Annotated in this window: 19 protein-coding genes; 13 read left to right on the top strand and 6 right to left on the bottom strand. The window is 63.3% G+C overall.

Annotated features, from left to right (window positions below):
* Positions 1-237: 237 nt before the first annotated feature.
* From CO666_RS01420 to CO666_RS01390, 7 genes are all read left to right on the top strand, one after another.
* Complete coding sequence (locus CO666_RS01420) at positions 238-489, top strand: acyl carrier protein (protein WP_003567517.1); 252 nt, start codon at positions 238-240, stop codon at positions 487-489.
* On the top strand, positions 489-1,670 hold the full coding sequence (locus tag CO666_RS01415; RefSeq protein WP_097610376.1) for an acyl-CoA dehydrogenase family protein: 1,182 nt from the start codon (positions 489-491) through the stop codon (positions 1,668-1,670). The genes CO666_RS01420 and CO666_RS01415 overlap by 1 nt, the downstream gene beginning before the upstream one ends.
* Before the next feature lie 4 nt (positions 1,671-1,674).
* Positions 1,675-2,583, top strand: a complete 909-nt coding sequence (locus tag CO666_RS01410; RefSeq protein WP_097610375.1) for an amino acid--[acyl-carrier-protein] ligase — start codon at positions 1,675-1,677, stop codon at positions 2,581-2,583.
* Complete coding sequence (locus CO666_RS01405) at positions 2,574-3,554, top strand: DUF1839 family protein (protein ID WP_179869603.1); 981 nt, start codon at positions 2,574-2,576, stop codon at positions 3,552-3,554. Before CO666_RS01410 ends, CO666_RS01405 begins: the two co-directional genes overlap by 10 nt.
* Positions 3,555-3,570: 16 nt before the next feature.
* Positions 3,571-6,051 carry a glycoside hydrolase family 2 protein gene (locus CO666_RS01400; RefSeq protein ID WP_097610374.1) on the top strand — a complete coding sequence of 827 codons (2,481 nt, stop codon included), beginning with the start codon at positions 3,571-3,573 and terminating at the stop codon, positions 6,049-6,051.
* A 42-nt stretch (positions 6,052-6,093) separates the two neighbouring features.
* Positions 6,094-7,272: a glycosyltransferase family 4 protein gene (locus CO666_RS01395; protein ID WP_097610373.1), complete on the top strand. Its 1,179-nt coding sequence runs from the start codon at positions 6,094-6,096 to the stop codon at positions 7,270-7,272.
* A 173-nt stretch (positions 7,273-7,445) separates the two neighbouring features.
* Positions 7,446-10,757, top strand: a complete 3,312-nt coding sequence (locus tag CO666_RS01390) for an oligosaccharide flippase family protein (RefSeq protein ID WP_097610560.1) — start codon at positions 7,446-7,448, stop codon at positions 10,755-10,757.
* Positions 10,758-10,777: 20 nt separating this feature from the next.
* Here CO666_RS01390 and CO666_RS01385 read toward each other — a convergent pair whose 3' ends face one another.
* From CO666_RS01385 to CO666_RS01375, 3 genes are all read right to left on the bottom strand, one after another.
* A complete protein-coding gene (locus CO666_RS01385; protein WP_097610372.1) occupies positions 10,778-11,956 on the bottom strand; it encodes a glycosyltransferase family 4 protein in 1,179 nt (392 codons plus the stop codon).
* A gap of 145 nt (positions 11,957-12,101) precedes the next feature.
* Positions 12,102-12,338, bottom strand: coding sequence for an Lrp/AsnC ligand binding domain-containing protein (locus CO666_RS01380; protein ID WP_097589936.1), 237 nt, complete (start codon positions 12,336-12,338; stop codon positions 12,102-12,104).
* Between the two features lie 69 nt (positions 12,339-12,407).
* Positions 12,408-13,316: a LysR family transcriptional regulator gene (locus tag CO666_RS01375; protein ID WP_097610371.1), complete on the bottom strand. Its 909-nt coding sequence runs from the start codon at positions 13,314-13,316 to the stop codon at positions 12,408-12,410.
* 84 nt (positions 13,317-13,400) lie between these two features.
* On the opposite strand from CO666_RS01375, the gene hglS reads away from it, so the two are divergent.
* The 6 genes from hglS (at position 13,401) to CO666_RS01345 (ending at position 21,768) form a co-directional block, all read left to right on the top strand.
* Complete coding sequence (gene hglS / locus CO666_RS01370; protein ID WP_097610370.1) at positions 13,401-14,831, top strand: 2-oxoadipate dioxygenase/decarboxylase HglS; 1,431 nt, start codon at positions 13,401-13,403, stop codon at positions 14,829-14,831.
* A 67-nt stretch (positions 14,832-14,898) separates the two neighbouring features.
* Positions 14,899-16,182 carry an NAD(P)/FAD-dependent oxidoreductase gene (locus CO666_RS01365; protein WP_097610369.1) on the top strand — a complete coding sequence of 428 codons (1,284 nt, stop codon included), beginning with the start codon at positions 14,899-14,901 and terminating at the stop codon, positions 16,180-16,182.
* Positions 16,183-16,245: 63 nt separating this feature from the next.
* On the top strand, positions 16,246-17,784 hold the full coding sequence (gene amaB / locus CO666_RS01360; RefSeq protein WP_097610368.1) for an L-piperidine-6-carboxylate dehydrogenase: 1,539 nt from the start codon (positions 16,246-16,248) through the stop codon (positions 17,782-17,784).
* 202 nt (positions 17,785-17,986) lie between these two features.
* Positions 17,987-19,003, top strand: a complete 1,017-nt coding sequence (locus CO666_RS01355) for an iron ABC transporter substrate-binding protein (RefSeq protein WP_097610367.1) — start codon at positions 17,987-17,989, stop codon at positions 19,001-19,003.
* A 63-nt stretch (positions 19,004-19,066) separates the two neighbouring features.
* Positions 19,067-20,734 carry an ABC transporter permease gene (locus CO666_RS01350; protein ID WP_097610366.1) on the top strand — a complete coding sequence of 556 codons (1,668 nt, stop codon included), beginning with the start codon at positions 19,067-19,069 and terminating at the stop codon, positions 20,732-20,734.
* Positions 20,731-21,768 carry an ABC transporter ATP-binding protein gene (locus CO666_RS01345; protein WP_097610365.1) on the top strand — a complete coding sequence of 346 codons (1,038 nt, stop codon included), beginning with the start codon at positions 20,731-20,733 and terminating at the stop codon, positions 21,766-21,768. Before CO666_RS01350 ends, CO666_RS01345 begins: the two co-directional genes overlap by 4 nt.
* 16 nt (positions 21,769-21,784) lie before the next feature.
* Here CO666_RS01345 and CO666_RS01340 read toward each other — a convergent pair whose 3' ends face one another.
* The 3 genes from CO666_RS01340 to CO666_RS01330 form a co-directional block, all read right to left on the bottom strand.
* Entirely contained in the window at positions 21,785-23,119 is a 1,335-nt protein-coding gene (locus CO666_RS01340; RefSeq protein WP_097610364.1) for a glucoamylase family protein, read from the bottom strand.
* Between the two features lie 252 nt (positions 23,120-23,371).
* Complete coding sequence (locus tag CO666_RS01335) at positions 23,372-25,156, bottom strand: gamma-glutamyltransferase family protein (RefSeq protein WP_097610363.1); 1,785 nt, start codon at positions 25,154-25,156, stop codon at positions 23,372-23,374.
* Positions 25,157-25,205: 49 nt separating this feature from the next.
* Entirely contained in the window at positions 25,206-26,639 is a 1,434-nt protein-coding gene (locus tag CO666_RS01330; RefSeq protein WP_097610362.1) for a M81 family metallopeptidase, read from the bottom strand.
* Positions 26,640-26,904: the final 265 nt, after the last annotated feature.

Raw genomic sequence — 26,904 nt, 5'->3', positions numbered from 1 at the left:
TTCTGTACTCGTGACGTTGGAAGTCGTGTCGAGTGCCGACGGAAAATATGCGTTAAAGAATTGATATATAAAGTTAATTTCCATTTTTTGCAGAAGGATCGCTAAAATCCTAACTATGAGGAACAATCATCTTTAACCCAACAAATTAGCGGAATGTTCTGTTTTCCGCACTAAAAGAACGCTCATGACAAGGCGATGAACGCCGGTTCGGGATCATGAGAATCTTGGAGTGATGGGATGAATAAGACAATCCGCGACCTCGTAGCCAAATTCGGCAAGCTTCCTGTCGCAATCGATCAGGTCGCCGACGACGCCGATCTTTATGCCGCGGGTCTGACGTCCTTTGCCTCGGTGCAGCTGATGCTGGGCATCGAAGAGGCGTTCGATATCGAATTCCCGGACAATCTCCTGAACCGCAAATCCTTCGCGAGCATCTCGGCTATCGCCAAGACGGTCGATATCATCCAGGACAGCCGGAAGGTCGCCTGATGAACTTCCCCGTCAAGATCATAGAGGACGGTCTTGTCGCAAGGGTCGCCCGCGTTGCGGAAGTGGCGGCCAAACACGCCGATGTCGTCGATGCCGAGGGCCGCTTTCCCCGGGAAGCCGTGGATGCGATGAAGGCCGAAAGGCTGCTCGGCATCCAGGTGCCGCGCTCGCTCGGCGGCGAATCCGCCTCGATCACCGAGATTGCCGAATTGTGCTCGATGCTCGGCCAGGCCTGCGCGGCCAGCGCCATGGTCTTTGCCATGCACCATATCAAGCTGTCGAGCCTCGTCGAACACGGCGCCGACAGCGAATGGCATTGCGATTTCATGCGCCGCATTGCCGCCGACCAGCTGCTGATCGCTTCGGCCACCACCGAGGGCGGCATCGGCGGAAACCTGCGCAACAGCATTTGCGCGGTCGAGGTCGACGGCGATATCTGCCGCCTCGAAAAGGATGCGACCGTCATTTCCTACGGTTCGCATGCCGACGCCATTCTCATCACCTCGCGGGCCCACCCGCAGGCGGCTTCCTCCGATCAGGTGCTGACGGCCTTCCTCAAGGACCAGTATGCGCTTGAGAAGACGCATGCCTGGAACACGCTCGGCATGCGTGGCACCTGCTCCGACGGTTTTCTCTTCAAAGGCGAAGCGCCGGCACGTCAGATCCTGCCGAAGCCTTTCGCGGAGATCGCGGCGCAATCCATGCTCGCCTCTTCGCATCTGCTCTGGAGCGGCGTCTGGTACGGCATTGCGGTCGACGCAGTGGCGCGTGCCCAGGCTTTTGTGCGCGCCGCCGCCCGCAAGGCACCCGATACCCAGCCGCCGGGTGCGCTGCGCCTCGCCGAGGTTTCGAACCTGCTGCAGATGGTGAAATCCAATGTGGTTGCCGGCCTGAAGGCTTATGAAGATGCCAAGGCCGATCATGACAGGCTATCCTCGATGGGCTTTGCCGTGGCGATGAACAACGTCAAGATCGCCTCATCCGAGACGATCCTGGAGATCGTCAACCATGCCATGCTGATCTGCGGCATCATGGGCTACAAGAACGGCACGCCCTTCAGCCTCGGACGCCATCTGCGCGACGCGCATTCAGCACAGCTCATGATTTCGAACGACCGTATCCTCGGCAATACGTCGAGCATGCTTCTCGTCCACAAGCAGGACACTAGCCTACTGGGGTAAAGCCATGGATATGCAGACCTCGTTTCTCGACCGGCTCTTCGAGTCCGGCCTGCTGATCGATACCGGCGTTGATGGCCTCTATGGCCGCAGCGGCCAGTTCGAAGATGTCATCACCGCTTTCGAACGGCTGATCGACACGTTCGGCGGCGCCGACGGCGCCGAGGCGATGCGTTTCCCGCCCGGCATGAACCGCGCGCTCTTCGAAAAGAGCGGTTACATGAAGAGCTTCCCGCAGCTCGCCGGCACGGTGCATAGTTTCTGCGGCAGCGAACTCGACCATATGAGCCTGCTGCAATGCATGGAAGTCGGCGACGACTGGACCAAGGACCAGAAGGCCACCGATATCGTGCTGACGCCGGCCGCCTGCTATCCGCTCTATCCGACGGTCGCCAAGCGCGGCAAGCTGCCGAAGACGGGCGGCCTGTTCGATCTGCAGTCCTATTGCTTCCGCCACGAGCCTTCGAAGGATCCGGCCCGCCAGCAGCTGTTTCGCATGCGCGAATATATCTGCATGGGCACCGAGCAGCACGTCACCGATTTTCGCCAGCGCTGGATGGATCGCGGCGTCGAGATGATGAAGCAGGTTGGCCTCGACGTGACCATCGACGTCGCGAACGACCCGTTTTTCGGCCGTGCCGGCAAGATGATGGTCAACAATCAGCGCGACCAGAATCTGAAGTTCGAACTGCTGATCCCGATCACTTCGGTCGCCAATCCGACCGCCTGCATGAGCTTCAATTACCATCAGGATTCCTTCGGCCTGAAATGGGGCCTCAATCTCGAAGACGGCAGCGTCGCGCACACCGCCTGCGTCGGCTTCGGGCTGGAGCGCATCGCGCTTGCGCTGTTCCACCATCACGGGCTCGACGTGAAGCAATGGCCGGCCAGCGTGCGGAAAACGCTGTGGGGCTGAGCCGGTCGATGACATCGGTATTTTCGGGAATCGACCCGGAAACCTATCGTCAGCACGCGCTGCATTCCGGCGAGCGCGCCTGGCCGGAAACCAATTGCTACGTCGATCTCTGGATCGAGGTGCTGGCATCATCGGGTGTGGCGCCCGAGGCGATGCTGGGATTCACCCTGACGCAGGATTTCGAGGGCGACCAGTTCACCTTCTTCAAGGTGCCGCTCGAAGATCTCGAAGCGCTTTACGGCATTCGCGCCACCGAGCTTGCCATCTATGACCGTGTCGAACGGCATGTCGAGGTGCAGATCGCGCGGGGCCGTCTCTGCCTGATCGAGATGGATTCCTTCTATATGCCGGATACGCGCGGCACCGCCTACCGGCAGGAGCACGGCAAGACGACGGTTGCGATCAACCGGCTCGATGTTGCGGCCAAGCGCGTCGATTATTTTCACAATGCCGGCTATTTCCGCCTTGAAGGCGAGGACTTCGACGGGTTGTTCCAGCTGCAGCTGACGGAGAACGATGCGCCGTTCCTGCCCTACACGGAATTTGCGCGCTTCCCGGAAAAGCCGGCGGATGAAACGCATCTGCGGGCGACGGCGCGGCGGCTTGCGGGGGGCCATTTCCTCCGGCGTCCCGGCGAAAATCCGATCCGCGCCTTCGCGGCGGTCTTCCCGCAACAGGTCGAAGCCGTGGCGGATCGGCCGTTCGGCTTCTTCCACAAATATGCCTTCAATACGCTTCGCCAGGTCGGCGCCAATTTCGAGCTGGCGGCCGATCACCTTGCCTGGCTTTCCCCCGATGAATTCGCTGAAGCCGCCGAGCATGCCCGGCGCATTTCGGACGCGGCGAAATCCGTGCAGTTCCAGCTTGCCCGCGCCGTCGCCCGCAGAAAATTCGAGCCGCTGCAGGCCGCTCTTGATCCGGCCGCCGATGCATGGGATGCCATGATGGCGTCGCTTGCGGGGCGAATCTGAGGCCGGAGATCTGACCATGCGGGGGCGTTTGGCAAGCATCGGAGCGGAGGAAAGCCAGCTTTGTGAAGGCTGGAACCTGATCCTGACGGAGCCGGGCGCCTGCGCCGTGCCGCACGATATTCATCTCTCCGCGCAGTTCATTCCAGCGCCCGTTCCCGGCACCGTCGCGTCAGCCCTCGAAAAAGCCGGACTCTTCGACCGGGAAAATCCCGAGCCGCTGAACACCAGGGATGCCTGGTATCTCTGCCGGCTCTTCGATGCCGAGCCCGGCGAGGCGATCCTGCGGTTTGCAGGGCTTGCCACACTTTGCCATGTCTTCCTCAACGGCCAGGAAATCCTGTTTTCCGAAAGTATGTTCACGGCGCATGAAATCCCGGTGACGCTTACCGGCGGCGACGAGCTGGCGCTGTGTTTCCGGGCGCTCGGCCCCCGCCTGTCGGAGCCGGGGCCGCGGGCGCGCTGGCGGCCACAGATGATCACGCCGGCGGGGCTGAAGAATTTCCGCACGACGCTGCTCGGGCATATGCCGGGCTGGTGTCCCGATATCCATGCGGTCGGGCCGTGGCGGCCGATTTCGCTGGTGCGGCGCAATCCCGTCTCGATCGACAATGTCTCCATCCGTGCCGTGCTGGACGAGAATGGCGTCGGCCGTCTCAGTGTTTCGCTGCACAGCAATGCCGAGGAGCCGACAATGCTGCTGCGTTGCGGCGGCATGGAACAGCCCTTCGAGAAGGTTGCCGACAACCATTACTCGGCTATCCTCAAGCTTTCCGACATCGAGCCCTGGTGGCCGCATACGCACGGCGTTCCGCGGCTCTACGAGCTGACGCTCATTGCCGACGGTGCGGAATATCCGCTTGGTCGTACCGGCTTCCGGCGGATCGACGTCGAGCGTGGCGCCGATGGCGACGACTTCGCACTCACCGTCAACGGTGAACGCATTTTCTGCCGCGGCGCGGTGTGGACGACGGCCGATATTGTGCGGCTGCCGGGCGGGCGGGCGGATTATGAACCGTTCCTGCGGCTTGCGGCGCAAGCCGGCATGAACATGATCCGCATCGGCGGCACCATGGCCTATGAGACCCCGGATTTCTTCGCGCTCTGCGATGAGCTCGGCCTGCTGGTCTGGCAGGATTTCATGTTCGCCAATTTCGATTATCCCCGCAACGACAAGGCCTTTCTCGGCCACGTGCATGCCGAGGTCGAGGAATTCCTGCACGGTGTCCAGGCGTCGCCTTCCCTCGCCGTGCTCTGCGGCGGCAGCGAAATCCATCAGCAGGCGGCGATGCTCGGCCTGCCGATGGAATTCTGGAGCGGCCCGATCACCGATGAGATCATCCCGGCCATTGCGGCGCGCATGCGTCCCGACGTGCCCTATGTCCCGAATTCGCCCCATGGCGGGGCGATGCCGTTTTCGCCGAATGCCGGGATCGCCCATTATTACGGCGTCGGCGCCTATATGCGGCCGCTTGCCGATGCGCGCCGCGCCGACGTGCGTTTTGCCTCCGAATGCCTCGCCTTTGCGCATGTGCCGCAGCAAAGGACACTGCAGCGCCATCTCGATGTGCCGGCTGTCCATAGCCCGCTGTGGAAGGCCCGCGTGCCGCGCGACCGCAGCGCCTCCTGGGATTTCGAGGACGTTCGCGACTTCTATCTGCAGCTTCTCTACGGTCTCGATCCGGCCCGGTTGCGCCGCGAGGATCCGGAACGCTATCTCGATTTCTCCCGCGCCGTCACCTGCGAGGTGATCGAGGAAACCTTTGCCGAATGGCGGCGCAAGGGCTCCACTTGCAACGGCGCGCTCGTCTGGACGCTGCAGGATCTGCTGCCCGGTCCCGGCTGGGGGGTGATCGATTCCACCGGAGAGCCGAAGCCGGTCTGGTACGCGATGCGCCGCGCCTTCCGCCCCGTTCAGATGGTCTTCACCGACGAGGGAACCAACGGTCTCGATGTGCACGTCATCAACGAGACGGATGCCGCACTCGACGTGGAACTCGAAGTTGTCTGCCTGCGCGGGGGGAAACAGCAGGTCGTCAGCGGCAGCAGGGCCTTCAAGCTGGCGGCAAGGGACACGGAACGCCTTGCCTGCACCGCATTGTTCGGCGCCTTTTTCGATACGACCTACGCCTTCCGTTTCGGACCGCCGTCGCATGATGCAAGTGTTGCGCGTCTGCGCTCGCTGGCGGATGGTGCGGTTCTCGCGGAAAGCTTTCACTTTCCCTGCGGACGGGCAAAGGCGCTGCATGATGCGGGCATCGAAGCATCGCTCGGCAGAGACGGCGACGACTGGTTTGTCGATCTCAGGACCGACCGGCTGGCGCAATCGCTGCATATCGACATCGAAGGCTATCGGGCCGACGACGACTGGTTCCATCTCGCTCCCGGCGCATTGCGGCGCGTGAAGCTTCACGCGCTCCCCGGCGCGGAGGCCGATATCCCGCCTGCGGGCGAAATCAGAAGCCTCGGCAGTTCACATCGCGTCGGCCTCGCGGGCTGAGGCTCGCGAGGAACGACCCAAATCCACCGGAAAGATCGTGACTTGAGAAAGACATACCGCTTTCTACGCGCCCACGTCCTGCAGCGGCTGATCCCGCGGTCGCGTGTCGCTTTCAATCCGCGCAAGCCGGTGGAAATCGTCGGCTATCTCTCGATGGCGGTCGGTGTCGGCGAATCGGCGCGGCTCTGCGCCGGCGCGCTGTCGGAGGCGGGACGGGCGATATCGCTCTCCGATGTCAGCACGCATCCCGACGCGAATTCCTTTCCCGGATGGACGCCGCCGCGTCCCCCCAGCGAGCTGCCCGGAGGTCGAATCTGGCACCTCAATCCGCCAATGCTGCCACGCGCCATCCTCAAGAAGAGGGTCGGCAACTTCACCCGCGCCTTCAATATCGGCTATTTCGCCTGGGAACTCGAAGTCGTGCCGGCCGAGTGGCGCAATGCGATGCACTACATGAATGCCGTCTTCGTGCCGTCGGAATTCACCCGGCGGGCGATTGCGCCACTCACCAAGGCGCCCGTCATCGTCGTCCCGCATCCGGTGACCGAGGCGCCGGCGACGGAGGGCATGCGGGAGAGGTTCGGCATCGAGAAGGACGCTTTTCTCGTCAGCTTCATCTTCAGCGCCGGCTCCTCGATCAACCGCAAAAATCCGCGGGCCGTCATCGAGGCCTTCAAGATATTTGCCGCCGAAGCCCCGAGCGCCTTCCTGTTGATGAAGGCCAGCGGCGATGTGAACAAGGATGAAGGCCTGCGTGAACTGGTTGCTTCGGTCGCAGGCGACAGCCGGATCAGGATCGTTACCGACAGGCTGTCGAACGCCGATATCAACGGCCTCATTCGTTCTTCCCAAGCCTATCTTTCGCTGCACCGTTCCGAGGGTTTCGGGCTGACGGTTGCCGAGGCGATCATGCAGCGCACGCCGGTCATTTCCACCGCCTGGTCGGGCACGGCGGATTTCTGCGACCCCGACAATTCATGGCTGGTCGCCTCTCCCCTCATTCCGGTGGTCGACACCCACCCGGAATTTGCCGGGCTCGAGGGTGCAGTCTGGGCGGATCCCTCTCCGGAGATCGCAGCCGCGCATCTCAAGGAGATCTTCCGCGCGCCGGAGCGCGCACGAGACAAGGCCGAGAAGGCGCGGGCGTTCCTGCTGCGATACCTCGCCGAGAACAGCTATGACAAGGCGCTTCAGACGCTGGCGGCGATGCAGGCCAGCTAAGGTGAGGTCGCCACTCCGCTTTATTTTAATATTTTCGCATTAGAGATGGCGGGTATGCGGCTTTAGAGCATGTCCCGCAAAAGTGTGCAGCGGTTTTGCGATAACGACATGCGTAAAAACAAAAACCTAAAGCGCGAGCAGCGCGCTTTAGGCCCATGCTGACGGATGGACAGATGTCGAAGGGTATTATCGCAAATTCGGTGATGAACGCGGCGGCGGGCATGCTGCTGCTGCTGACGGGCTTCGTCTCCTCGATCATAACCGCGCGCCTGCTCGGGCCCGAGGCCAACGGCATCGTCGCCTTCTCGCTGTGGCTGGTGGTCACGGGCGCCTCGATTGCCGAGCTCGGCTCCAGCATCACGCTCTTGAAGACCCTGCCGCAGCTTTCGGCGGAAGGTTACGATGCGCGCCGCCGGCGGGGTTTTGCGGCCATCCTCGTCAGCTTCATGATGTTTTCGACCGTCGTGCTGCTGGCGCTCTATGCGCTGTTCTTCCTGACCTCGGAGAAGATGCACTGGGCGGAGACCGCGCCGTCCGTCGCGCTCGTCACCGGCGTGTTGTTCTTCATCCAGGCGATCGGCTCCTTCGTCAAATTCTACCTGATCGGCGAAAAGAAACTCGGTGCCTTCTTCAAGCTGACGGTCGCCGTCTCGATCGTGCAGCTTGCCGGTGTTGCCGCCGGCGCAGTTTTCTATGGCGTCGAGGGCGTTCTCGTCGGTTATGCGCTCGGCCAGCTGGTGCTGTTTTTCGCCACGCTGCCGATCCTGCTGGCGCGGCGCGACTGGTGCGGGGTGTCGCTGAAATATCTCGCCTCCTCCTCCGTCATCCTGTCGATCCAGTTCATCATCGATTCGATCTTCCTCAACCGGCTCGAACTGCTCTTCCTGCAGCAGTTCTGGTCGGTGGAGATGGTCGGCTATTATGCCGTCGGCCTGTCGATCGCCAATATCGCCCTGCAACTGCCGATCCAGATGACCGGCAGCCTGCTGCCCTATTATTCCGAGCGGCGGCACAACAGCGACGATTCGACCTTGCCGGTCGAGGTCTTTGCCGCGGTCACCCGCAGCATGGCCTATATCGTCCTGCCGATGAGCCTCGGGCTTGCTGCGATCTCCAGCGAGTTGGTGCTGGTGGTGTTCGGCGAAGCGTTCCGCCGCAGCGGAACGGTGGTGGCGCTGCTGGCGCTGGTCGCGCCCGCCTATACTTTCATGCAGATCCTCAGCCTCTATCTCTTGTCGATGGACAGGGCCCGCTCCCGCCTCAAGATCAGTGTGATCGGTGGCCTTGTGATGGTAGCGGGTTGTTTACTGATCGTCCCTAGGCTTGCCGCCGAGGGTGCCGCACTCGTGCGCATCCTCGTTTTCGTTGCAATGTCGGTGATGATGATCAGACAGACAGGATTCGGATCCCAGCTCTCAGGCCTCTACACAAGCCTGACGAAGGTGACGCTCGCCTCCGTGCTCTGTGCGTGTGGAGCGATCTCCGCGCTGGAATTCATCCACGGTCCGATCGGTCTCGTCGCCGCGATCATCGCCGGCACGTTCTGCTATTTCGCGGCACTGCGCGTATTGCGCGCCGTGCCGGCCGAGGATGTCGAGGTCATGCGCTCCATTCTCGAGAAGATGCCGCCGGTGCTGCGGCGACCGGTGGGACAGGCAATCAATTTCATTGCGCCGCGGCTTCCCGGCGATCCCGACCGCGCCAAGGTCGCGCCGGGCGAATTTTCGCTCGAACCGGCCGAAGGCGCCGGGCGCAGCGCTGCCCTGCCTGTCGTCTTCGCCGGCACGATCGGGCTGTTCATGCCTGAGAATCCCGAGGTCAAGAAGCGTTCGGCCGCGGTGCTGTTCGTCAGCCCCTGGGGTTTCGAGGAAATGTGCAGCCGCAAATTCTTCCGCGTCGCGGCCGAGCATTTCGCCGATATTGGCGTGCCGAGCCTGCGCTTCGACTATCGCGGCACCGGCGATGCGCTCGATTTCGGCGCGCTGCCGGCCCGGCTGGAAACCTGGGAAAATTCGATCCGCGCCGCCGCCGCCGAGCTGAAAGCGCTCTCCGGCTGCGACCGCATCATCCTTATCGGACAGGGCCTCGGGGCAACGCTTGCCCACCGCATCGGCGCCTCGATCGAAGGTGTCGACAGCCTCGTCATGCTGGCGCCGGTGCTGAGCGGCCGGGCCTATCTGCGCGAACTCAACATGTGGTCCAAGATCATCGATGCCGATCTCGGCCTCGGCAAGGAGCATGTCCAGACCGCGAAGGTGCAGATCGCCGGGCTGGTCATGCCCGAAGAGATCGCCGCCGAACTCGGCAAGCTCAACATCGCCGCGCCGCAGGGGCTTGCAGCGTCGCGTTACCTGATCCTCGAACGTCCCGCCAGGGCCGACGATACCGGCTTTGCCGATGCGCTGAAGGCGCTTGGCGCCAATGTCGAGCAGACGGTTTTCGAAGGGTATGACGAGCTCGCCACCAATCCGCTGTTTGCCAAGACGCCGAGCGGTGTCGTCGAGCGGCTGAGAACCTGGCTGGAGGCGACGACGACGGAAACATCCGCCGCCCACTCGCCTGATGTGATCGAAAACCCGCCGCTTGCCGGCGAGGGTTTTACCGAAACGCCGGTGCGCTTCGGCAGCCATGATCATCTGGTCGGCGTCGTCAGCCGGCCGCTCGGCGAGATCAAGGGCAATGCGGTGCTGTTCCTGTCGACGGCCTACGACCGGCATGCCGGCTGGGGACGCACGACGGTGGATATGGCGCGCGAGCTTGCGCGCCAGGGCGTCGTTTCGCTGCGCTTCGATTCCGCCAATGTCGGAGACAGCCCGCCGCGGCCCGACGCGCCGGAACAGGTGCTTTATTCGGATACGCAGACCGCGGATGCGGTTGCCTCGCTCGATCTGCTCGAAAGCATCGTCGCGGGTCCGATCATGGTGGCCGGCCGATGCAGCGGCGGCTATGTCGCCTTCCGCGCCGGCGTCGCCGACGACCGGTTGAAGGCCGTCGTCTCGATCAATCCCTTCGTCTATTACTGGGACCCCGAGATTCCGGTGCGCAAGGAGCATGTCGTCTCGGTTCCCCGCAGCCTCGACGATTACGGTCAGCGCCTGGCGCGGATGGATACGCTGAAGCGGCTCATCAGCGGTCAGGTGGATGTGGTGTCGGCGCTGCAGAATATCGTCATCGCCGGCGGCCGGCGTCTGTCGCCATGGATTGCGCCGCTGCTCGAGCTGCTTCCCGACCGGCGCCACATCGCCCGCGAAGTCCGGCATTCCTTCGCGCTGTTTACCAAGCGCAAGGTGCCGCTGACGCTGATCTACAGCGAGGGCGATGTCGGGCTCGACCACGTCTATTTCCATTTCGGGCCGCGCGGCGCCAAGCTTTCCCGCTACCCGAATGTGCGGTTGCTGATGCTGCCGGATGCCGACCACAATCTGACGCCGCCGCAATCGCGCAAATTCGTGCTCGACGAGATCATCCGCCTGGCGAGAGCCTGAGGGATTTCAGACGGACAGGATCAGATGCGGTCGGCGGTGACGACGTTCAGCGACCGATAGAGATCGATGTAACGCCCGGCGACGATGTCCCAGGAATAACCGCGTGCAGCGTCGAGAAGGCCGGCGCGAACGGCGTCCGGTTGGCGTTCCAGAGCTTGATAGGCGGCTTCGATCACTGTCGCGGCGGTCTCGGGATTGGTGAAATCGGCGAGCCGGATGACCGGATGCCGGCCGGCAAGCGTGGCAAAGGCATCGTTGGCGTTCAGCACCGGCAGCAGGCCGGCGCTCATCGCCTCCAGCGCCACCAGGCCGAAACCTTCATATTCCGAGGCGGAGGCAAAGAGCGAGGCCTCGGCGATGATGCGCCGAATAGTGCCGTTGTCGGGTGAGACGTGCAAGGTGACGCGGCCGGAAAGGTTACGGCCTTCGATCGCGGCGTCGACATCGGCCCGGTTCAGATCGGATTCGGCCCCGACGATGTCGAGATGCCATTCCGCGTCGCGAGTCGCCAGCATGGCCATCGCGTCGAGCAGGTGGTCCAGCCGCTTGTTCACCGAGAACCGACCGATGGTGACGATGCGGCGCTTTGGCCGGCGCGACGCGGTGTCGGCGAACTTGCCGATATCGGCGCCGTTTTCGATCAGCAGGCTGTCGGGGGCGATTTCGGCAAATTGCCTGAGGTCGGAGGCGCTGCAGCAGACGACGCGCCGATAGGCCAGCGCTGAAGCGCGGGTCAGCGTCCGGAACCAGATCTTCTTGATCGCCGCATATTTCCTGGTGTGGAAGAAGCCGCCATGGGTGGTGACGATCATCGGCTTGTCGTGCAGCCGCCGGCCCCAGGCGAGCGCATCGAAGAAGAAGTCGATGGCATGGACATGCACGAGATCGGCATCGGCGAGATGGCGGAAAACCTGAGGCGCCAGCGGATAACGGCTGCTGCCCGACCAGGGAATGCGCACCACTTCGATGCCGTCGATATTTTCGCGCGGCGGCAGCTTGTTCTCGGGCGCGGTGAACAGCGAATCGAGGGTGACGACACGGACGCGATAACCACGGCGCACGGTCTGGCGGCTAAGATTGGCGACGACGTCTTCCAGGCCGCCGCGATTGGGCAGGAACTGGCGCACGACATGGACGATCAGCGGCGCCGTTTCCGGCTGCGGCCTCTCGCGCACCCTATCTGCCTCGACGATCGCCATTTTCCACCTATCGCTGCGCACGCCGCCTCATGTCGAGGCGGGACTCTTATAGCAACGACCGGATATCTCAGGCGTTAAGTCGTGGTGTCGGCGGCGTCCTGAAAGGCGATTCTTCGCGAAGAGGGTTAACCGCCTCTGATGGAGATCAGAAAGCCTTGAAGGTCAGCGTCGTCAGCGAGCGGACGATGCCTGATATATTGGCGATGTTGTCATTGATGAACTTGCCGATATCCTGGCCTTCCTCGATATAGACCTTCAGCAGCAGGTCGTAGTCGCCGCTTGTGGAATAAAGCTCCGAGACCAGTTCGGTCTGGTAGATGGCGTCGGCGACCTCATAGGTCTTGCCGGGGGCGCATTGGAGCTGGACGAAGATCGGCTTCATGGGGATTTCCTGCAAATGTTGGTTGGCTGATATAATGGTCGAAAGCGCCCTGCCGATGCAAGCCGTTCGTCACGCCGCCGGATTGGCGGCGGCTTCCGCAACGATCCAGTCGCGAAAGGCGGCCAGCGGCGCATAGTCGGCGCGCTCTCTGGGAAAGGCGAGATAATAGCGCTCGCGGCTCTCCATTTCACGATCGATCGCGGCGACGAGATCGCCGCGCCTGATCTCTTCCTGCATCAGGAATGTCGGCAACAGGGCGACGCCGAGGCCGGCGATCGCGGCTTGCGCGGCGGTGGCGAACTGGTCGAACAGCATGCCGTGGACGTTTTCGAAGGAAACGCCGTTGCCGGCAAACCATTGCTCCCAGGCATCCGGGCGCGTCGTCAGATGCAGAAGCGGGACGGCAAGCAGATCCTGCGGCCCGGAGATCGCGTATCGCTTCAGAAAATCGGGGCTGCAGGCCGGGACCGTGCGCTCGGACATCAGGAAGACGAGTTCGGCGCCCGGCCAGTGCGGGTGGCCGAAATGGATGGCGGCGTCGATCGAATCGAGACGAAAATCGAAGGGCGAAAGCCGGGTCACCAGATTGATGGTCACACCGGGATTGGCGGCGAGGAAACGCCCGAGGCGCGGCGCCAGCCAGCGTGTGCCGAAGGTCGGCAGGATGGCGAGATTGAGCGTGCCGCCATGCGGATTGGCGCGCAGGTTCAGCGAAGCGCTCGAGATGCGCCGCAGCGCCTCGCGGATTTCGCGGGCATAACTGTCGCCGGCGAGCGTCAGCCGCATGGTCTGGCGTTCGCGCAGGAAGAGCTCGACGCCGAGCTGCTCCTCCAGCGCGCTGACCTGGCGGCTGACGGCGCTCTGGGTCAGATCGAGTTCGCGCGCGGCCGCCGTGACGCTGCCGGTGCGGGCGACCGCCTCGAAGGCGGCGAGATGTGAAATCGACGGCAGAAAACGCCTTGAAGCGAACATGTTCATTCCATTTCAGAATGAGCTATTTCCAAATTGTCGATATTTCCGGCTTTGTGACTGAAGTAAAGAGGCTCATCCTGCAAAAACGGAATGAGCCGGAGTTCTCAGATGCCGCAAGTCTTCGTTTCCACAGACCGTATCCGCTCGCTGTTCACCGAAGCGATGTCGCAGATGTACCGGGCGGAAGTGCCGCAATATGGCACGCTGATCGAACTGGTGGCGGATGTGAATGCCGGCTGCCTCGACAAGGATCCCGATCTGCGCGAGCGCCTGACCCAGGCCGGCGAGCTGGAGCGCATCGATGTCGAGCGCCACGGTGCCATCCGGCTCGGCACGGCAGAGGAGCTCTTCACCATCCGCCGTCTGTTTGCGGTCATGGGCATGCAGCCGGTCGGTTATTACGATCTCTCGGTCGCCGGGGTGCCGGTTCATTCCACCAGCTTCCGGCCGATCGACGAGGCGGCGCTCAACGTCAATCCGTTCCGCGTCTTCACCTCGCTGTTGCGATTGGAACTGATCGAGGACGAAGGACTGCGCGCCGAAGCCGAAGCCATTCTGGCCGCGCGGCGCATCTATACGCCACGCGCCGTCGCGCTGATCGAGCGTCACGAGCAGAATGGCGGCCTGACCGAGGCGGAAGCGCGGGAATTCGTCGCCGAGGCGCTTGAAACCTTCCGCTGGCACGGCGAGGCGACGGTCAGCGCCGAGACCTACAAACGCCTGCACGATGCGCACCGGCTGATCGCCGATGTCGTCAGCTTCAAGGGGCCGCATATCAACCATCTGACGCCGCGCACGCTCGATATCGACGCGGTCCAGGCCCGTATGCCGGAACGCGGCATCACGCCGAAGGCCGTCATCGAAGGGCCGCCGCGCCGTCATTGCGATATCCTGCTGCGGCAGACGAGTTTCAAGGCGCTGGAGGAAGCGATCATCTTCTCCGGCGACACGGCTGCGGTTCAGGGGACGCATACCGCCCGTTTCGGCGAAATCGAACAGCGCGGCGTGGCGCTGACGGCCAAGGGCCGGGCGCTCTACGACCGGCTGCTCGCCTCGGTTCGCGGCGAAGTGCAGGTCGGCGCCGGCGGCGCCAAGGCCGGCACCTACGACCAGGAACTCGCCGAGCGCTTCAAGGCGCTGCCGGACAGCTGGGATGAGCTGCGCCGGCAAGGTCTGGCCTTCTTCCGCTATTCCGCGACGCCTGCAGGCATTGCCGCCGCGGTCGGCGGCACGCTGGCCGGCGATCCCGAGGCGCTGATCGCCAAGGGTTATCTTGCCTTCGCGCCGATCGTCTATGAAGACTTCCTGCCCGTCAGCGCGGCCGGCATTTTCCAGTCGAACCTCGGCACCGATCAGCAGCAGAATTATGCGACGCATTCCAACCGCGATGCCTTCGAGGCGGCGCTCGGCGCCACCGTTCAGGACGAGCTGGTGCTTTATGCCGAGCGGCAGGCGACCTCGTTGAATGCGGCGATGGAAGCACTCGGCCTTGCAGGCCTGCAGCTGAAGACCGTCGCTTGAAATGCCGGCTTCAACACTCGGTTTTATGGGTTAGAGTAGCGCAATTTCGATCCGATCGGACCAAACCATGCTGAATGATCCGCGCTCCCACGGCCTCTGGGAAAAGACCGCACCCGAACCGCCGGCGACTTCGCCTCTCGAAGGCGCGGTGTCGGCCGATGTCGTCATCGTCGGCGGCGGTTACCTCGGTCTCTCCTCCGCTCTGCACCTTGCCGACGCCGGCTCGAAGGTGGTGCTGCTGGAGGCGAAGGAGATCGGTTTCGGCGGCGCGGGGCGCAATGTCGGCCTGATCAATGCCGGCATGTGGGTGATGCCCGACGACCTTCCCGGCGTGCTCGGCCCGGTGCATGGCGAACGCCTGCTCGATCTGCTCGGCAATGCGCCGAAACTGGTCATGGAGCTGATCGACAAGCATGGCATCGCCTGCGAACTCGAACGCAACGGCACGCTGCATTGCGCGGTCGGCGCCGACGGGCTGAAGGAGATCGAGGAACGCGCGGCGCAATGGTCGGCGCGCGGCGCGCCGGTGACGCTGCTCGATGCGGCGGAGACGGCCAAACGCATCGGCAGCGATGCCTATACCGGTTCGCTGCTCGATAAACGCGCCGGAACGCTGCAGCCGCTTGCCTATGCCCGCGGCCTTGCCCATGCCGCCGTCAAGGCCGGCGTTGCCATTCATACGTCCAGCCCTGTCATTGCAACGGAGCAGAACGGCAGCCGCTGGATCGTGAAGACGGCAAAGGGCGAGGTCAGCGCCGACTGGATCATCGTTGCGACCGATGCCTACAGCACCGGTCCTTTCGAGCAGGTGCGCAACGAACAGGTCTATCTGCCCTATTTCAACTTCGCCACCGTGCCGCTCGGCCATAATCTGCGTCAGTCGATCCTGCCGGGGCGCGAAGGCGCATGGGATACCAAGGAAATCCTCTCCTCCTTCCGCATGGACCAGGCCGGCCGTCTCGTTTTCGGCAGTGTCGGGGCGCTGCGCAATACCGGGCTCGCCGTGCACAAAGGCTGGGCCAAACGTGCCTTGAAGCGGCTCTTCCCTGTTATCGGCGATGTCGAATTCGAATGCGAATGGTATGGCCATATCGGCATGACCGACAATGCGCTGCCGCGCTTCCACAAATTCGCGCCTGGGGTTGTCGGCTTTTCGGGTTACAATGGCCGCGGCATTGCGCCCGGCACAGTCTTCGGCCGGACGCTGGCGGACCATATTCTCGGCCGGCTCAGCGAAGCCGATCTGCCGCTGCCGCCGACGTCGCCGACCGAACCGAGCTTCCGTGCGCTGAAAGAACTATGGTACGAAGCCGGCGCTCAGCTCGCCCATTTCGCCGATGCCCGCTTCTAGAAACGATCAACGCTTCTGGAAGCGATGAACGCTTCCGGGAAAAATAAGATTGGAACCACGACAATGACCATCGCCGTCCTCGATCTCGCCACCGAAACCGCCAAGCTGCTCGCCGAACTCGGCGTCGATGCCGGCCGCTATCACGGCGGCACGCTGTCCGTCACCTCGCCGGTGACAGGCAAGGAAATCGGCAAGCTCAGGGAGCATTCCGTTTCCGAGACGAAAGCGGCGATCGAAGCGGCGCACCAGGCCTTCCTCGAATGGCGTGCGGTGCCGGCGCCGAAGCGCGGTGAACTGGTCCGCCTGCTCGGCGAGGAACTGCGCACTGCCAAGGCGGCACTCGGCCGTCTCGTCTCGATCGAGGTCGGCAAGATCACGTCGGAAGGTCTGGGCGAAGTGCAGGAGATGATCGACATCTGCGATTTCGCCGTCGGTCTTTCCCGCCAGCTCTACGGCCTGACGATCGCCACCGAGCGCTCCGAGCACCGGATGATGGAAAGCTGGCATCCGCTCGGCGTGGTCGGCATCATCTCGGCCTTCAATTTCCCAGTCGCCGTCTGGTCGTGGAATGCGGCGCTGGCGATGGTCTGCGGCAATTCCACCGTCTGGAAGCCTTCGGAAAAGACGCCGCTGACGGCGCTTGCCGTGCAGGCGCTGTTCGAGAAGGCGCTGAAGCGTTTCGTCGCCGAGGGCGGCACGGCGCCGGCCAATCTGTCGACGCTGATCATCGGCGGCCGCGATGTCGGCGAAGTGCTGGTCGACCATCCGAAGATCCCGCTCGTCTCCGCCACCGGCTCGACGGCCATGGGCCGCGCGGTCGGTCCGCGCCTGTCGCAGCGTTTTGCCCGCGGCATTCTCGAACTCGGCGGCAACAATGCGGCGATCGTCTGCCCGAGCGCCGATCTCGATCTGACGTTGCGCGGCGTTGCCTTCTCCGCCATGGGTACGGCGGGCCAGCGCTGCACGACGCTGCGCCGTCTCTTCGTGCATGAGAGCGTCTACGACCAGCTGGTGCCGCGCCTGCAGAAGGCCTATGGCTCCGTCACCATCGGCAATCCGCTGGAAAGCGGCACGCTTGTCGGACCGCTGATCGACGGCCAGGCTTTCGAGAAGATGCAGGCCGCGCTTGGCGAGGCGAAATCGGCCGGCGGCACGGTGACCGGTGGCGAGCGCGTCGGCAACGGTTTGACCGATGCTTTCTACGTTCGCCCGGCTCTCGTCGAAATGCCTGATCAGACCGGCCCGGTCGAGCACGAGACCTTCGCGCCGATCCTCTATGTGATGAAATACAGCGATTTCGATGCGGTGCTGGCGCTGCACAATGCCGTGCCGCAGGGACTGTCGTCGTCGATCTTCACCAACGACATGCGCGAGGCTGAAACCTTCGTCTCCGCCCGCGGTTCGGATTGCGGCATTGCCAATGTCAACCTCGGTCCCTCCGGTGCCGAGATCGGCGGCGCCTTCGGCGGCGAGAAGGAAACCGGCGGCGGTCGCGAATCCGGCTCGGATGCCTGGAAGGCCTATATGCGCCGCGCCACCAACACGATCAATTACGGCAGGACGCTGCCGCTCGCCCAGGGCGTCAAGTTCGACGTCGAATAAGCCGGCTGAAAGAAGAGGCGGCGCTTGCCAGGGCGTCGCCTTTTTTGACCGATTGAAATTTATTCCCTCGTAATATGAAATATTTCGTCAAGATATTGTGATGTCTTTTCCGGCCAAGCCAAACTTGAAATTGGCAGTCAGGAAAAATATACGCCTCTGATCGCCCTTTGAGAATTTGGGTGACATCGCTACGGAGGCCATCTTGAAAACTGCTCTTAACCGTTTTTCCCTCGCGCTTGCCGCTTCGCTTCTTTCCGCCACCGCACTTGCGGGCAGCGCGCATGCGCAGGATGAAGGTCTCGTCGTTTACAATGCCCAGCACGAAAGCCTCGGCCGCGAATGGATCGATGCCTTCACCAAGGAGACCGGCATCAAGGTCACCATGCGCCAGGGCAGCGACATGCAGTTCGCCAACCAGATCATCCAGGAAGGCGACGCCTCGCCGGCCGACGTCTTCCTGACCGAGAATTCGCCTGCCATGACGCTGGTCGATGGCGCGGGCCTCTTCGCCCCCATCGAAAAGGAAACGCTGGATCAGGTTCCGGAGCAGTATCGCCCGGTTGACGGCATGTGGACCGGTATTGCCGCCCGCACCACCGTTTTTGCCTATGACAAAACGAAGCTCAGCGAAGACAAGCTGCCGAAGTCGCTGCTCGACCTCCAGGATCCGGCCTGGAAGGGCCGCTGGGGTGCGGCACCCGCCGGCGCCGACTTCCAGGCCATCGTCGCAGCCCTGCTGCAATTGAAGGGTGAAGATGCAACCAAGGCATGGCTGAAGGGCCTCAAGGACAATGCCACGCCCTACAAGGGCAACAGCGTCGCCATGAAGGCCGTCAATGCCGGCGAAGTCGAAGGCGCGGTCATCTATCACTATTACTGGTTCGGCGATCAGGCCAAAACCGGCGAGAACAGCAAGAATGTCGGAATGCATTACTTCAAGAACCAGGATCCGGGCGCTTTCGTCAGCGTTTCGGGCGGCGGCATCCTGAAGTCGACGCAGCACATGAAGGACGCCCAGGCTTTCCTGAAGTTCCTCACCAGCAAATCGGGCCAGAAGGTTCTTAAGGACGGCGATTCCTATGAATATGCCGTCGGCAAGGATGCACCCTCCAACGACAAGCTGACGCCGCTTGCCGATCTCAATGCGCCGAAAGTCGAAGCTTCGACGCTGGATAGCAAGAAGGTCGTGGAACTGATGACGGCGGCCGGCCTGATCTAACTTTTCTGCCGCAGGCCTGCTTCGGCCAAAACTGTTGCTTTTGGCTCAAGAAAACCTTAGGGCATGACGATATCCGGCAACCGTCCTTCAAAGGCGGTTGCCTTCCTTTTTCAGCGTGTGAAGGCATCGGCCTTGCTGCAGGACAACAGATTGCTCGCATCCGGCAACGAAGCGCCGGTGGCGCCGAGGACCGTGCGAATGATTTTGCCGCGCGGACGCATGCCGCACGCTTCGGTGATCCTGCTGGCAACCGTGGTCGCGATCTTCAGCCTCGTGCCGCTCGGCTTCATCGGCTGGGTCACCTACGATGTCGGCTGGGAAACGGTGAAGGCGCTGGTCTTTCGGCCGCGGGTCGGCGATCTCCTCGTCAATACAGTTCTGCTTGAAACAATCACGATTCCGCTGTCGATCGCGCTTGCCGTGACGCTCGCCTGGCTGACCGAGCGGACGGACATTCCTTTCGCGCGGCTCTGGGCCTGGCTTGCCATTGCTCCGCTCGCCGTGCCAGCCTTCGTGCACAGCTATGCCTGGGTCAGCCTCGTTCCCGGCATGCGCGGCCTGCAGAGCGGCGTCTTCGTCTCGGTCCTCGCCTATTATCCCTTCCTCTACTTGCCGGTTGCCGCAGCATTGCGCCGTCTCGATCCGGCGATCGAGGATGCGGCAGCCTCGCTCGGCCTCAATCCCTGGCGGGTGTTCTTCCGCGCCGTGCTGCCGCAGCTCCGGTTGGCCCTCTGCGGCGGCTCGCTGCTGATCGCGCTGCATCTGCTGTCGGAATACGGCCTGTTCGTGATGATCCGGTTCGACACTTTCGCGACCGCCATCGTCGACCAGTTCCAGTCCTCCTACAACAGCCCGGCCTCCAACATGCTCGGCGGCGTGCTCGTCGCCTGCTGTCTTTTCCTGCTCGGCTTCGAGGTGCTGGTGCGCGGCAACGAACGTTACGCCCGCGTCGGCTCCGGCTCGCCGCGTCCGGCGGACCGCCGGCGGCTGGGCTGGTTCGTGGTGCCGGCCGTTTTGCTGCCGGTCGTCCTGGCGGTGCTGACACTCGGCGTGCCGCTGGTGACGCTCGGCCGCTGGCTCTATCTCGGCGGCATCGATATCTGGCGCATCGAGGTCGGCAGCGCCTTCCTGCAGACGATCGTGCTTGCCGTTGTCGGCGGCGTGCTGGCGACGATTGCCGCGGCACCGATGGCCTGGCTTTCGGTGCGGGCGCCCGGCCGCTTCCAGCGTGTGCTCGAAGCCTGCCACTATTATGTCGGCTCGCTGCCGGGCGTCGTCGTGGCGCTGGCGCTGGTGACGATCACCGTGCGCCTCGTGCTGCCGCTTTATCAGACCTTCGCAACGCTCATCGTCGCCTATGTGATGCTCTTCCTGCCGCGCGCCATGGTCGGGCTGCGCGCCAGCATCGCCCAGGCCCCGGTGGAGCTAGAGCGCGCCGCAATGGGCCTCGGCCGCACGCCGGGCCAGGCGGTTCGGCAGATCACCATGCGGCTTGCAGCGCCCGGAGCCGCCGCCAGCGTGGCGCTCACCGCACTCGGCATTACCAATGAACTGACGGCGACGCTGATGCTGTCGCCCAACGGCGTCGATACGCTGGCGACGAAATTCTGGTCGCTGACCAGCGAGATCGATTACGTCTCGGCCGCACCCTATGCCTTCATGATGGTGGTTCTGTCGCTGCCGCTCACCCTGACACTCTATACCCAATCGAAACGGACCGTCGGCCAATGACGCTGCTTACGATCGAAAACATCAGCAAGCGCTATGGGCCGGTGCAGGCGTTGAAGGATATTTCGCTCGACGTCCAGGCCGGCAGCCGCACCGCCGTCGTCGGCCCGTCCGGTTCGGGCAAAACGACGCTGCTGCGCATCATTGCCGGCTTCGAGCAGCCCGATGTCGGCCGGGTGACGCTGGATGGCGAGGTGCTGGCAGACGGTGCGGCGACAGTACCGGCGCACAAGCGCGGCATCGGCATCGTCTCGCAGGATGGCGCGCTGTTTCCGCACCTGAGCGTTGCCGAGAACATCGGCTTCGGGTTCGAGCGCGGGGCCGCCGATCGCGACAAGCGCATCCTCGAACTGCTCGATATGGTCGAGCTCGATCGCGGCATGCTGGTGCGCCGCCCGCATCAGCTGTCCGGCGGGCAGCAGCAGCGCGTGGCGCTCGCCCGCGCGCTTGGCCGCAAGCCGCGGCTGATGCTGCTCGACGAACCGTTCTCGGCCCTCGACACGGGCCTGCGCGAGAATATGCGCAAGGCGGTGGCGCGCGTGCTGCAGGCGGCCGGCATCACCAGCATCCTCGTCACCCATGATCAGGAAGAGGCGCTGACCTTTGCCGATCAGGTGGCGGTGCTGAGGGAAGGACGGCTGATCCAGGCCGGGTCGCCGCAATCCTTGTATCTGCATCCGCGCGATCGCGAGACGGCATTGTTTCTCGGCGATGCCGTGCTGCTCCCCGCCATCATCCGCAACGGCCTGGCAGACTGCGCCCTTGGCCATGTCGCGGTCGAGGGCAGTCGTCAGGGCAAGGCGGAGATCATGCTGCGGCCCGAGCAGATTCGCGTTGTTGCCGATGATAGCGACCGCAGCTATGGCGGACGTGTCGTCGAGGTGGAATTCGGCGGCGCGGTCTGCACCGTTGCGGTTTCGCTCGACGGCGTTGCCCTGCCGCCGATCCTGATCAAGACTTCGAGTGTCGCTCTGCCGGCGCGGGGCGATCTCGTTCGCCTGGATATTGCAGGCAAGGCGCATGTCTTCGAGGCTTAAGTGACATGCAGTGAGTTCAGGCGAACTTGCGCACCATGTCTTCCGGCTCGATGCCTTCGAGCCAGCCGCCGGTAAAGCCGGCGCGCTCGAGCCCGAGGCGGATGACGGGAGATTGCCGCATCAGCTTCCAGATGAAGTCGGAGCGCTCGTTCTCGATCGTCATGACGACAAGGCCCTGATCGATGCCGACGGTGCGGTCGTCGACCCAGCCTTCCGGCCGCTTGGTCTTGACCGTCGGATTGAAGCCGCCGGGAAAGCCGCCTTCCAAGAGCAGGTTCGGATAGGTGGTCAGAAGCGCCTTGGTGCCGTCGAGAGCGGCCTGCTTGTCGTAGGGCAGGCAGGCAAGCGCCGCCCAGGGCGCAATCGTGCCGTCATCGGGGCCGAGCGGGGCGCCGCGGGCGGCGTAACCCAGAACCTTCGGCTGGCGGCCGCCGCGCATGCGCCGCGTCGGCGGCGGGCCGTCACAGGCGGAGAAACCCCAGATATTCCGGTTATAGCCGACGAACTGGCCGGGATTGCGCTCGGCATAATCACGCTGGACGTTGATGACAACCTGCGTGTTGCGGAAATAATCCCAGTTGCGCTCGGCCATCGGCTTGTCCCGAATGCCGCGGAAATCGATCCAGGCATGCGAGAAGAGATGGATGAACAGCGGCCCGGCATAGAGATAGGACTGTTCGCCGTGCAGCATCCAGGAATAGCTCGACGTAAAGGCGTCGTAGCATGACTGCGGGATGGGGTGCGTCGGCGAGCCGAGCGCCAGCGCGTAGAGGATAATCGCCTCGTCGAAGCCGTGATAGCGCCAGCGCAGGAAGCCGGAAGAGGGCTTCCAGCCCATGGCAATGGTGTCGCCCTTGTTCAGCGCCCAGCGCCAGTCGACGCGCTCATAGATGAAGGTGGCGAGTTCCCGGATCTCGGTTTCGGTCTCGTCGTCTTCGCGATTGAAATATTGCGCTGCCGTCAGGATGCCGGCGACGAGCAGCGCCGTATCGATGGTCGAAAGCTCGCTGTTCCAGGCGCGGTTGCCGGTATCCATGTGCAGGAAGTGGTAGAAGAAGCCGCGGTAGCCGGTCGCGTGGCGCTCTTCGCCCTGGCGCGCCTCGGCAAAGAAACGCAGCGTATTGACCGTGCGCTCGGCTGCTTCCTCGCGGCTGATCCAGCAGCGCTCGACACCGACGGGATAGGAGGAGAGTGCAAAACCGACGGCTGCGATGCTCGCCGGCACGCCACCGATCGAGGTATCGGCCACCAGGCCATTTTCGGGGTTGGAGTATTTCAGGAAGTACTTGAATGCCGAATGCTGCAGCCTGTCGACGAGTGCTGCATCAATGTCTTCGATCCGTTGCAGCATAGGCTCCTACCCAACTGTTGCATCGCCCCATGCTCAACATGGTGGCCGTCCCCCGGCAAATCAAACCTTTTTGATTCGTAGAGATAAGAGAACACAAATGGGCGGACTTGGTCGTTAACAATTATGGGTGAAATAATATCTAGCAGAAGTCATATAAGCAGTGCAGCAAAAAGGCGGCCACGCTCCGTGCCGGCACAGCTTATCTCAGGCAATACTTGTTTCCTCCGGCGCTCGCGATAGAGCCCGGTGACGCTATCGTCCGACCGCATAGGCCTGCATCAGGCGGGGGGTGGCTGCGGCGCGCATCAATCCGTCGGCATCGCGTCTTGCTGCGGTCAGCCGGCCGATCGTCCATTCATCGGCCACCGTCAGCTTGTGGCCCTGGCGGGCGAGTGCGGCGAGCACGTCGGCGCCGAAATTTGCTTCTACCATCAGGCCGCCGGGCTCGCGGGTGCGGGGATAGAAGGAGCTCGGGAAATGCGACGTGTGGAAGAGCGGCTGGTCGATCGCCGCCTGCAGGTTCAGTCTGTGGTGCACATGCCGCAGGAAGAAGGAGAGCTGCCATTGCTCCTGCTGGTCGCCGCCTGGTGTGCCGAAGGCAAGCGTCGGACGACCCTCGTAGAGGCCGAGCGAAGGCGTCAGCGTCGTGCGCGGCCGTTTGCCCGGTGCCAGCGAGGTCGGCAGCCCTGCTTTCAGCCAGAACATCTGGGCGCGGGAATTGAGGCAGAAGCCCAGGCCGGGCACGGTCGGCGAAGATTGCAACCAGCCGCCGGAGGGCGTGACCGAGACCATGTTGCCATCGCGGTCGATCACGTCGATATGCACGGTGTCGCCGCGCTTTTCGGAAAGATGCGCCATGGTCGGCTCGTAGACGGTGCCGGTCCTGGAGTCTGCGCCGAGCATCTTCATCGTCAGATCATGCTGCGCCTCGAAGCCGGGAACGATGCCGGGGCGAAGATCGAAGCTGGCCTCCGCACCGATCAGCTTGCGGCGCTCGGCGGCATAGGCCTCCGACAGCAGATGGGCGACGGGGACCTCGGAAAAATCCGGATCGCCGTAATAGACTTCGCGGTCGGCGAAGGCGAGCTTCATCGCCTCGGCGACGGTATGGACGAAATCGGCGCCGGCCGGGTCCATCGCGGCGAGATCGAAGCCCTTGAGGATCGACAGGGTCTGCAGGAAAACCGGACCCTGGCCCCAGGGGCCGGTCTTGGCGATCGTCCAGCCGTGATAGTCATGGGTCAGCGGCGCCTCGATCGTCGCCGACCAACTGGCCATGTCGTTTGCGGTGAGCACGCCCTTGTGGCGGTTGCCGCTCGCATCCATCACCTCGGCTGATTTGAGATAGGCGTCGATCTTCTCGGTGATGAAGCCGCGATAGAAGGCGTCGCGGGCCGCCTCCACCTGCGCTTCCCGGCCGCGTTTCGTCTCGGCTTCGGCAATGACGCGCTTCCAGGTTTCGGCAAGCACCGGGTTCCTGAAATTGGCTTGCGCCGCGGGGACGCTGCCGCCGGGCAGCCAGGTCTCGTAAGAGGTCGGCCATTCCTTCTCGAAGAAGACGGCCAGTCCCTTGATGGTGGCGGAGACACCCGGCAGCAGGGGATGGCCATGCTCGGCGTAGTAGATCGCCGGCTCCAACACCTCGCGCACGCTCATCGAGCCATAATCGCGCAGCATCAGCATCCAGCCGTCAAAGGAGCCGGGGATGACCGTGGAAAGCAGGCCGTCGCCAGGAATGAGCGTCAGGCCTTCCGCCGTATAGTGCTCGATGGTGGCGCCGGCGGGGGCGGGTCCCTGCGCGCAGATGACCTCGACCTTGTCGTTCCTCTTCGAATAAATCACCGCCGGCAGGTCGCCGCCCGGGCCGCAGAGATGCGGCTCGACGATCTGCAGCACGAAACCCGTCGCCACCGCGGCATCGAAGGCGTTGCCGCCCTTTTCGAGAATGCTCATGCCGACCGCGGAGGCGATCCAGTGCGTCGAGGTGACGACGCCGAAGGTGCCGAGGATTTCTGGACGGGTGGTGAATGCGGTCATGTCAAATGTCCTTTCCGGGAAATCAAATCTCGTTCGGATCGGTCGAAGCTCAGGCGCGTGCGGAGAAGAAGACCTGCGGCTCGAAGGCAAAGTCCTTGTCGAAGGGGTAGGTCGGATGCTGCTTGCGCAGCCGCGGCAGGCGCTCGACGAACTGGTCGACGACGCCGGTCGACAGCGCCATCAGGTTCGGATTGGCGATCGGCGCCAGCTCCGGCGAGAGATAACCCGATTTGACGACGATAATCCCTGCCTTGTGCGGGTCGAGGCCGAGCCGGGTGAAATCGACGATATTGTGATAGGGCCGGCGTTTGGCGCAGAGCACGAGATCGATGCCGCCGATGGAAACCACGGCCTGGCGGTCGGTCGGATCTGCGGTTTCGTGCAGGAATTTGACGGTGAAACGGGCATTGACCGGCTTGCTGCCTTTGGTGTCGAGCGAAGCGCCGACGCTGAGCTCCAGTTCGGCGCCGATGCCGGCGGCATAGCAGGCCTCGGTCGCCGCCCTGTCGGTGATGCCGGCAAAGACGACGCCGGCAGCATTCCTGGCAATCAGCTCGGCCAGCACCTCAGCCCGGTCCCCGACACCGCCGCCCGTGGGGTTGTCGCCGGATTCGGCAAGCACGACGGGCGCGGTCGGGCTTGTAATGGCTCTTGCGACACATTCTTCGACCGAGCCGGTCTCGCAGCCGAAAACGAAGTCTTCACGCACGTTCCAATAGGCCTTGGCGAGGCGTTCGGCCTCGCGCGTGAGCACGGCGCGGTCGGTGCCGGTCATGATGGCGGCGGCGGTGGCGCGGGCTTCGTCGGCCCAGACATAACCGACCATCAGCGACGCGTCCCAGACGCCGTCGATCGCATCGATCCCGGGCAGCAGCGAATAGAGGCTCTTAGCCGGCTCATCGACGGTGCTGGTGCGCTCGCCGGGCAGCACGACCGGGATCGGCGCCCAGAGAACGATCGGCCTCACGCCTGATTTCAGGCTTTTCACCAGCATGGAGACCGAGCGGCGCATCGTCTCTTCGACATCGATATGCGGTGCGGTGCGATAGGTGGAATAGATGTCGAGCGCATCGATGATGCGCTGGGTGACGTTGCCGTGCAGGTCGTAGCTTGCCGAAACCGTGCAATTCTCGCCGACCAGCGCCCGTGCCGCACCGATCCAGTCGCCCTCGGCATCTTCCATGCCTTCGACATACATGGCGCCGTGCATGGCGAGATAGAGCCCGTCGAGCGGCAGCAGCGGCTTCAGCCGCTCGAGGAATTCACCCTTGAACGCCTCGTAGGTAGCACGCGCAACCGGCCCGCCGGCAATGGCGCGGGCATGGATCGTCGGCAGGAATTCGGCATCGTAATCCTTGAGGAAGGCGAAGTAGGGGGCTTCCAGCAACGCCTGCCCGCGCAACACGCGAAAATCCTTCTCCTCGTTGAGGACGGGGTTGTATGTGCTGCATTCGATATGAATGCCACCGACGGCGATGCGCATGAGGAACCTCAAATGATGTTGGGAGCAGTGAGGACGCTAGGAGTGGTGCCGTCGGCTCTGCCTTTCGGAGCCAATGCAGCCGACAGGAATTTCGGGGTCATCTGACACCAAGCGCGCGCCGGCTGCAAGCGGCGTATGCGCATCGTCCTCGATAAGCTCGCCGCCTCGCGGCAGTCGGGAACTTCGTCCACGAAGCTGTATTCCGTCTTGTGCCTGAAAAGCCACGTCCGTCCTTCGTGCGCGCTCTTCCTCGTGGATTTTTCAG

The organism is Rhizobium chutanense (assembly GCF_002531935.1).
Lineage (GTDB): Bacteria > Pseudomonadota > Alphaproteobacteria > Rhizobiales > Rhizobiaceae > Rhizobium > Rhizobium chutanense.
Note: the sequence above shows the minus strand (reverse complement) of the source record. Positions and strands in the feature narration are given on the sequence as shown.

What these genes read in the sequence shown, in the direction of transcription:
- CO666_RS01410 (WP_097610375.1), top strand. Translation starts at nt 1,675, where the DNA reads ATGGATATGCAGACCTCGTTTCTCGACCGGCTCTTCGAGTCCGGCCTG.
- CO666_RS01365 (WP_097610369.1), top strand. Translation starts at nt 14,899, where the DNA reads ATGCTGAATGATCCGCGCTCCCACGGCCTCTGGGAAAAGACCGCACCC.
- CO666_RS01335 (WP_097610363.1), bottom strand. Translation starts at nt 25,156, where the DNA reads ATGACCGCATTCACCACCCGTCCAGAAATCCTCGGCACCTTCGGCGTC.
- amaB (WP_097610368.1), top strand. Translation starts at nt 16,246, where the DNA reads ATGACCATCGCCGTCCTCGATCTCGCCACCGAAACCGCCAAGCTGCTC.
- CO666_RS01415 (WP_097610376.1), top strand. Translation starts at nt 489, where the DNA reads ATGAACTTCCCCGTCAAGATCATAGAGGACGGTCTTGTCGCAAGGGTC.
- CO666_RS01330 (WP_097610362.1), bottom strand. Translation starts at nt 26,639, where the DNA reads ATGCGCATCGCCGTCGGTGGCATTCATATCGAATGCAGCACATACAAC.
- CO666_RS01375 (WP_097610371.1), bottom strand. Translation starts at nt 13,316, where the DNA reads ATGAACATGTTCGCTTCAAGGCGTTTTCTGCCGTCGATTTCACATCTC.
- CO666_RS01350 (WP_097610366.1), top strand. Translation starts at nt 19,067, where the DNA reads ATGACGATATCCGGCAACCGTCCTTCAAAGGCGGTTGCCTTCCTTTTT.
- hglS (WP_097610370.1), top strand. Translation starts at nt 13,401, where the DNA reads ATGAGCCGGAGTTCTCAGATGCCGCAAGTCTTCGTTTCCACAGACCGT.
- CO666_RS01380 (WP_097589936.1), bottom strand. Translation starts at nt 12,338, where the DNA reads ATGAAGCCGATCTTCGTCCAGCTCCAATGCGCCCCCGGCAAGACCTAT.
- CO666_RS01390 (WP_097610560.1), top strand. Translation starts at nt 7,446, where the DNA reads ATGTCGAAGGGTATTATCGCAAATTCGGTGATGAACGCGGCGGCGGGC.
- CO666_RS01400 (WP_097610374.1), top strand. Translation starts at nt 3,571, where the DNA reads ATGCGGGGGCGTTTGGCAAGCATCGGAGCGGAGGAAAGCCAGCTTTGT.
- CO666_RS01420 (WP_003567517.1), top strand. Translation starts at nt 238, where the DNA reads ATGAATAAGACAATCCGCGACCTCGTAGCCAAATTCGGCAAGCTTCCT.
- CO666_RS01385 (WP_097610372.1), bottom strand. Translation starts at nt 11,956, where the DNA reads ATGGCGATCGTCGAGGCAGATAGGGTGCGCGAGAGGCCGCAGCCGGAA.
- CO666_RS01340 (WP_097610364.1), bottom strand. Translation starts at nt 23,119, where the DNA reads ATGCTGCAACGGATCGAAGACATTGATGCAGCACTCGTCGACAGGCTG.
- CO666_RS01345 (WP_097610365.1), top strand. Translation starts at nt 20,731, where the DNA reads ATGACGCTGCTTACGATCGAAAACATCAGCAAGCGCTATGGGCCGGTG.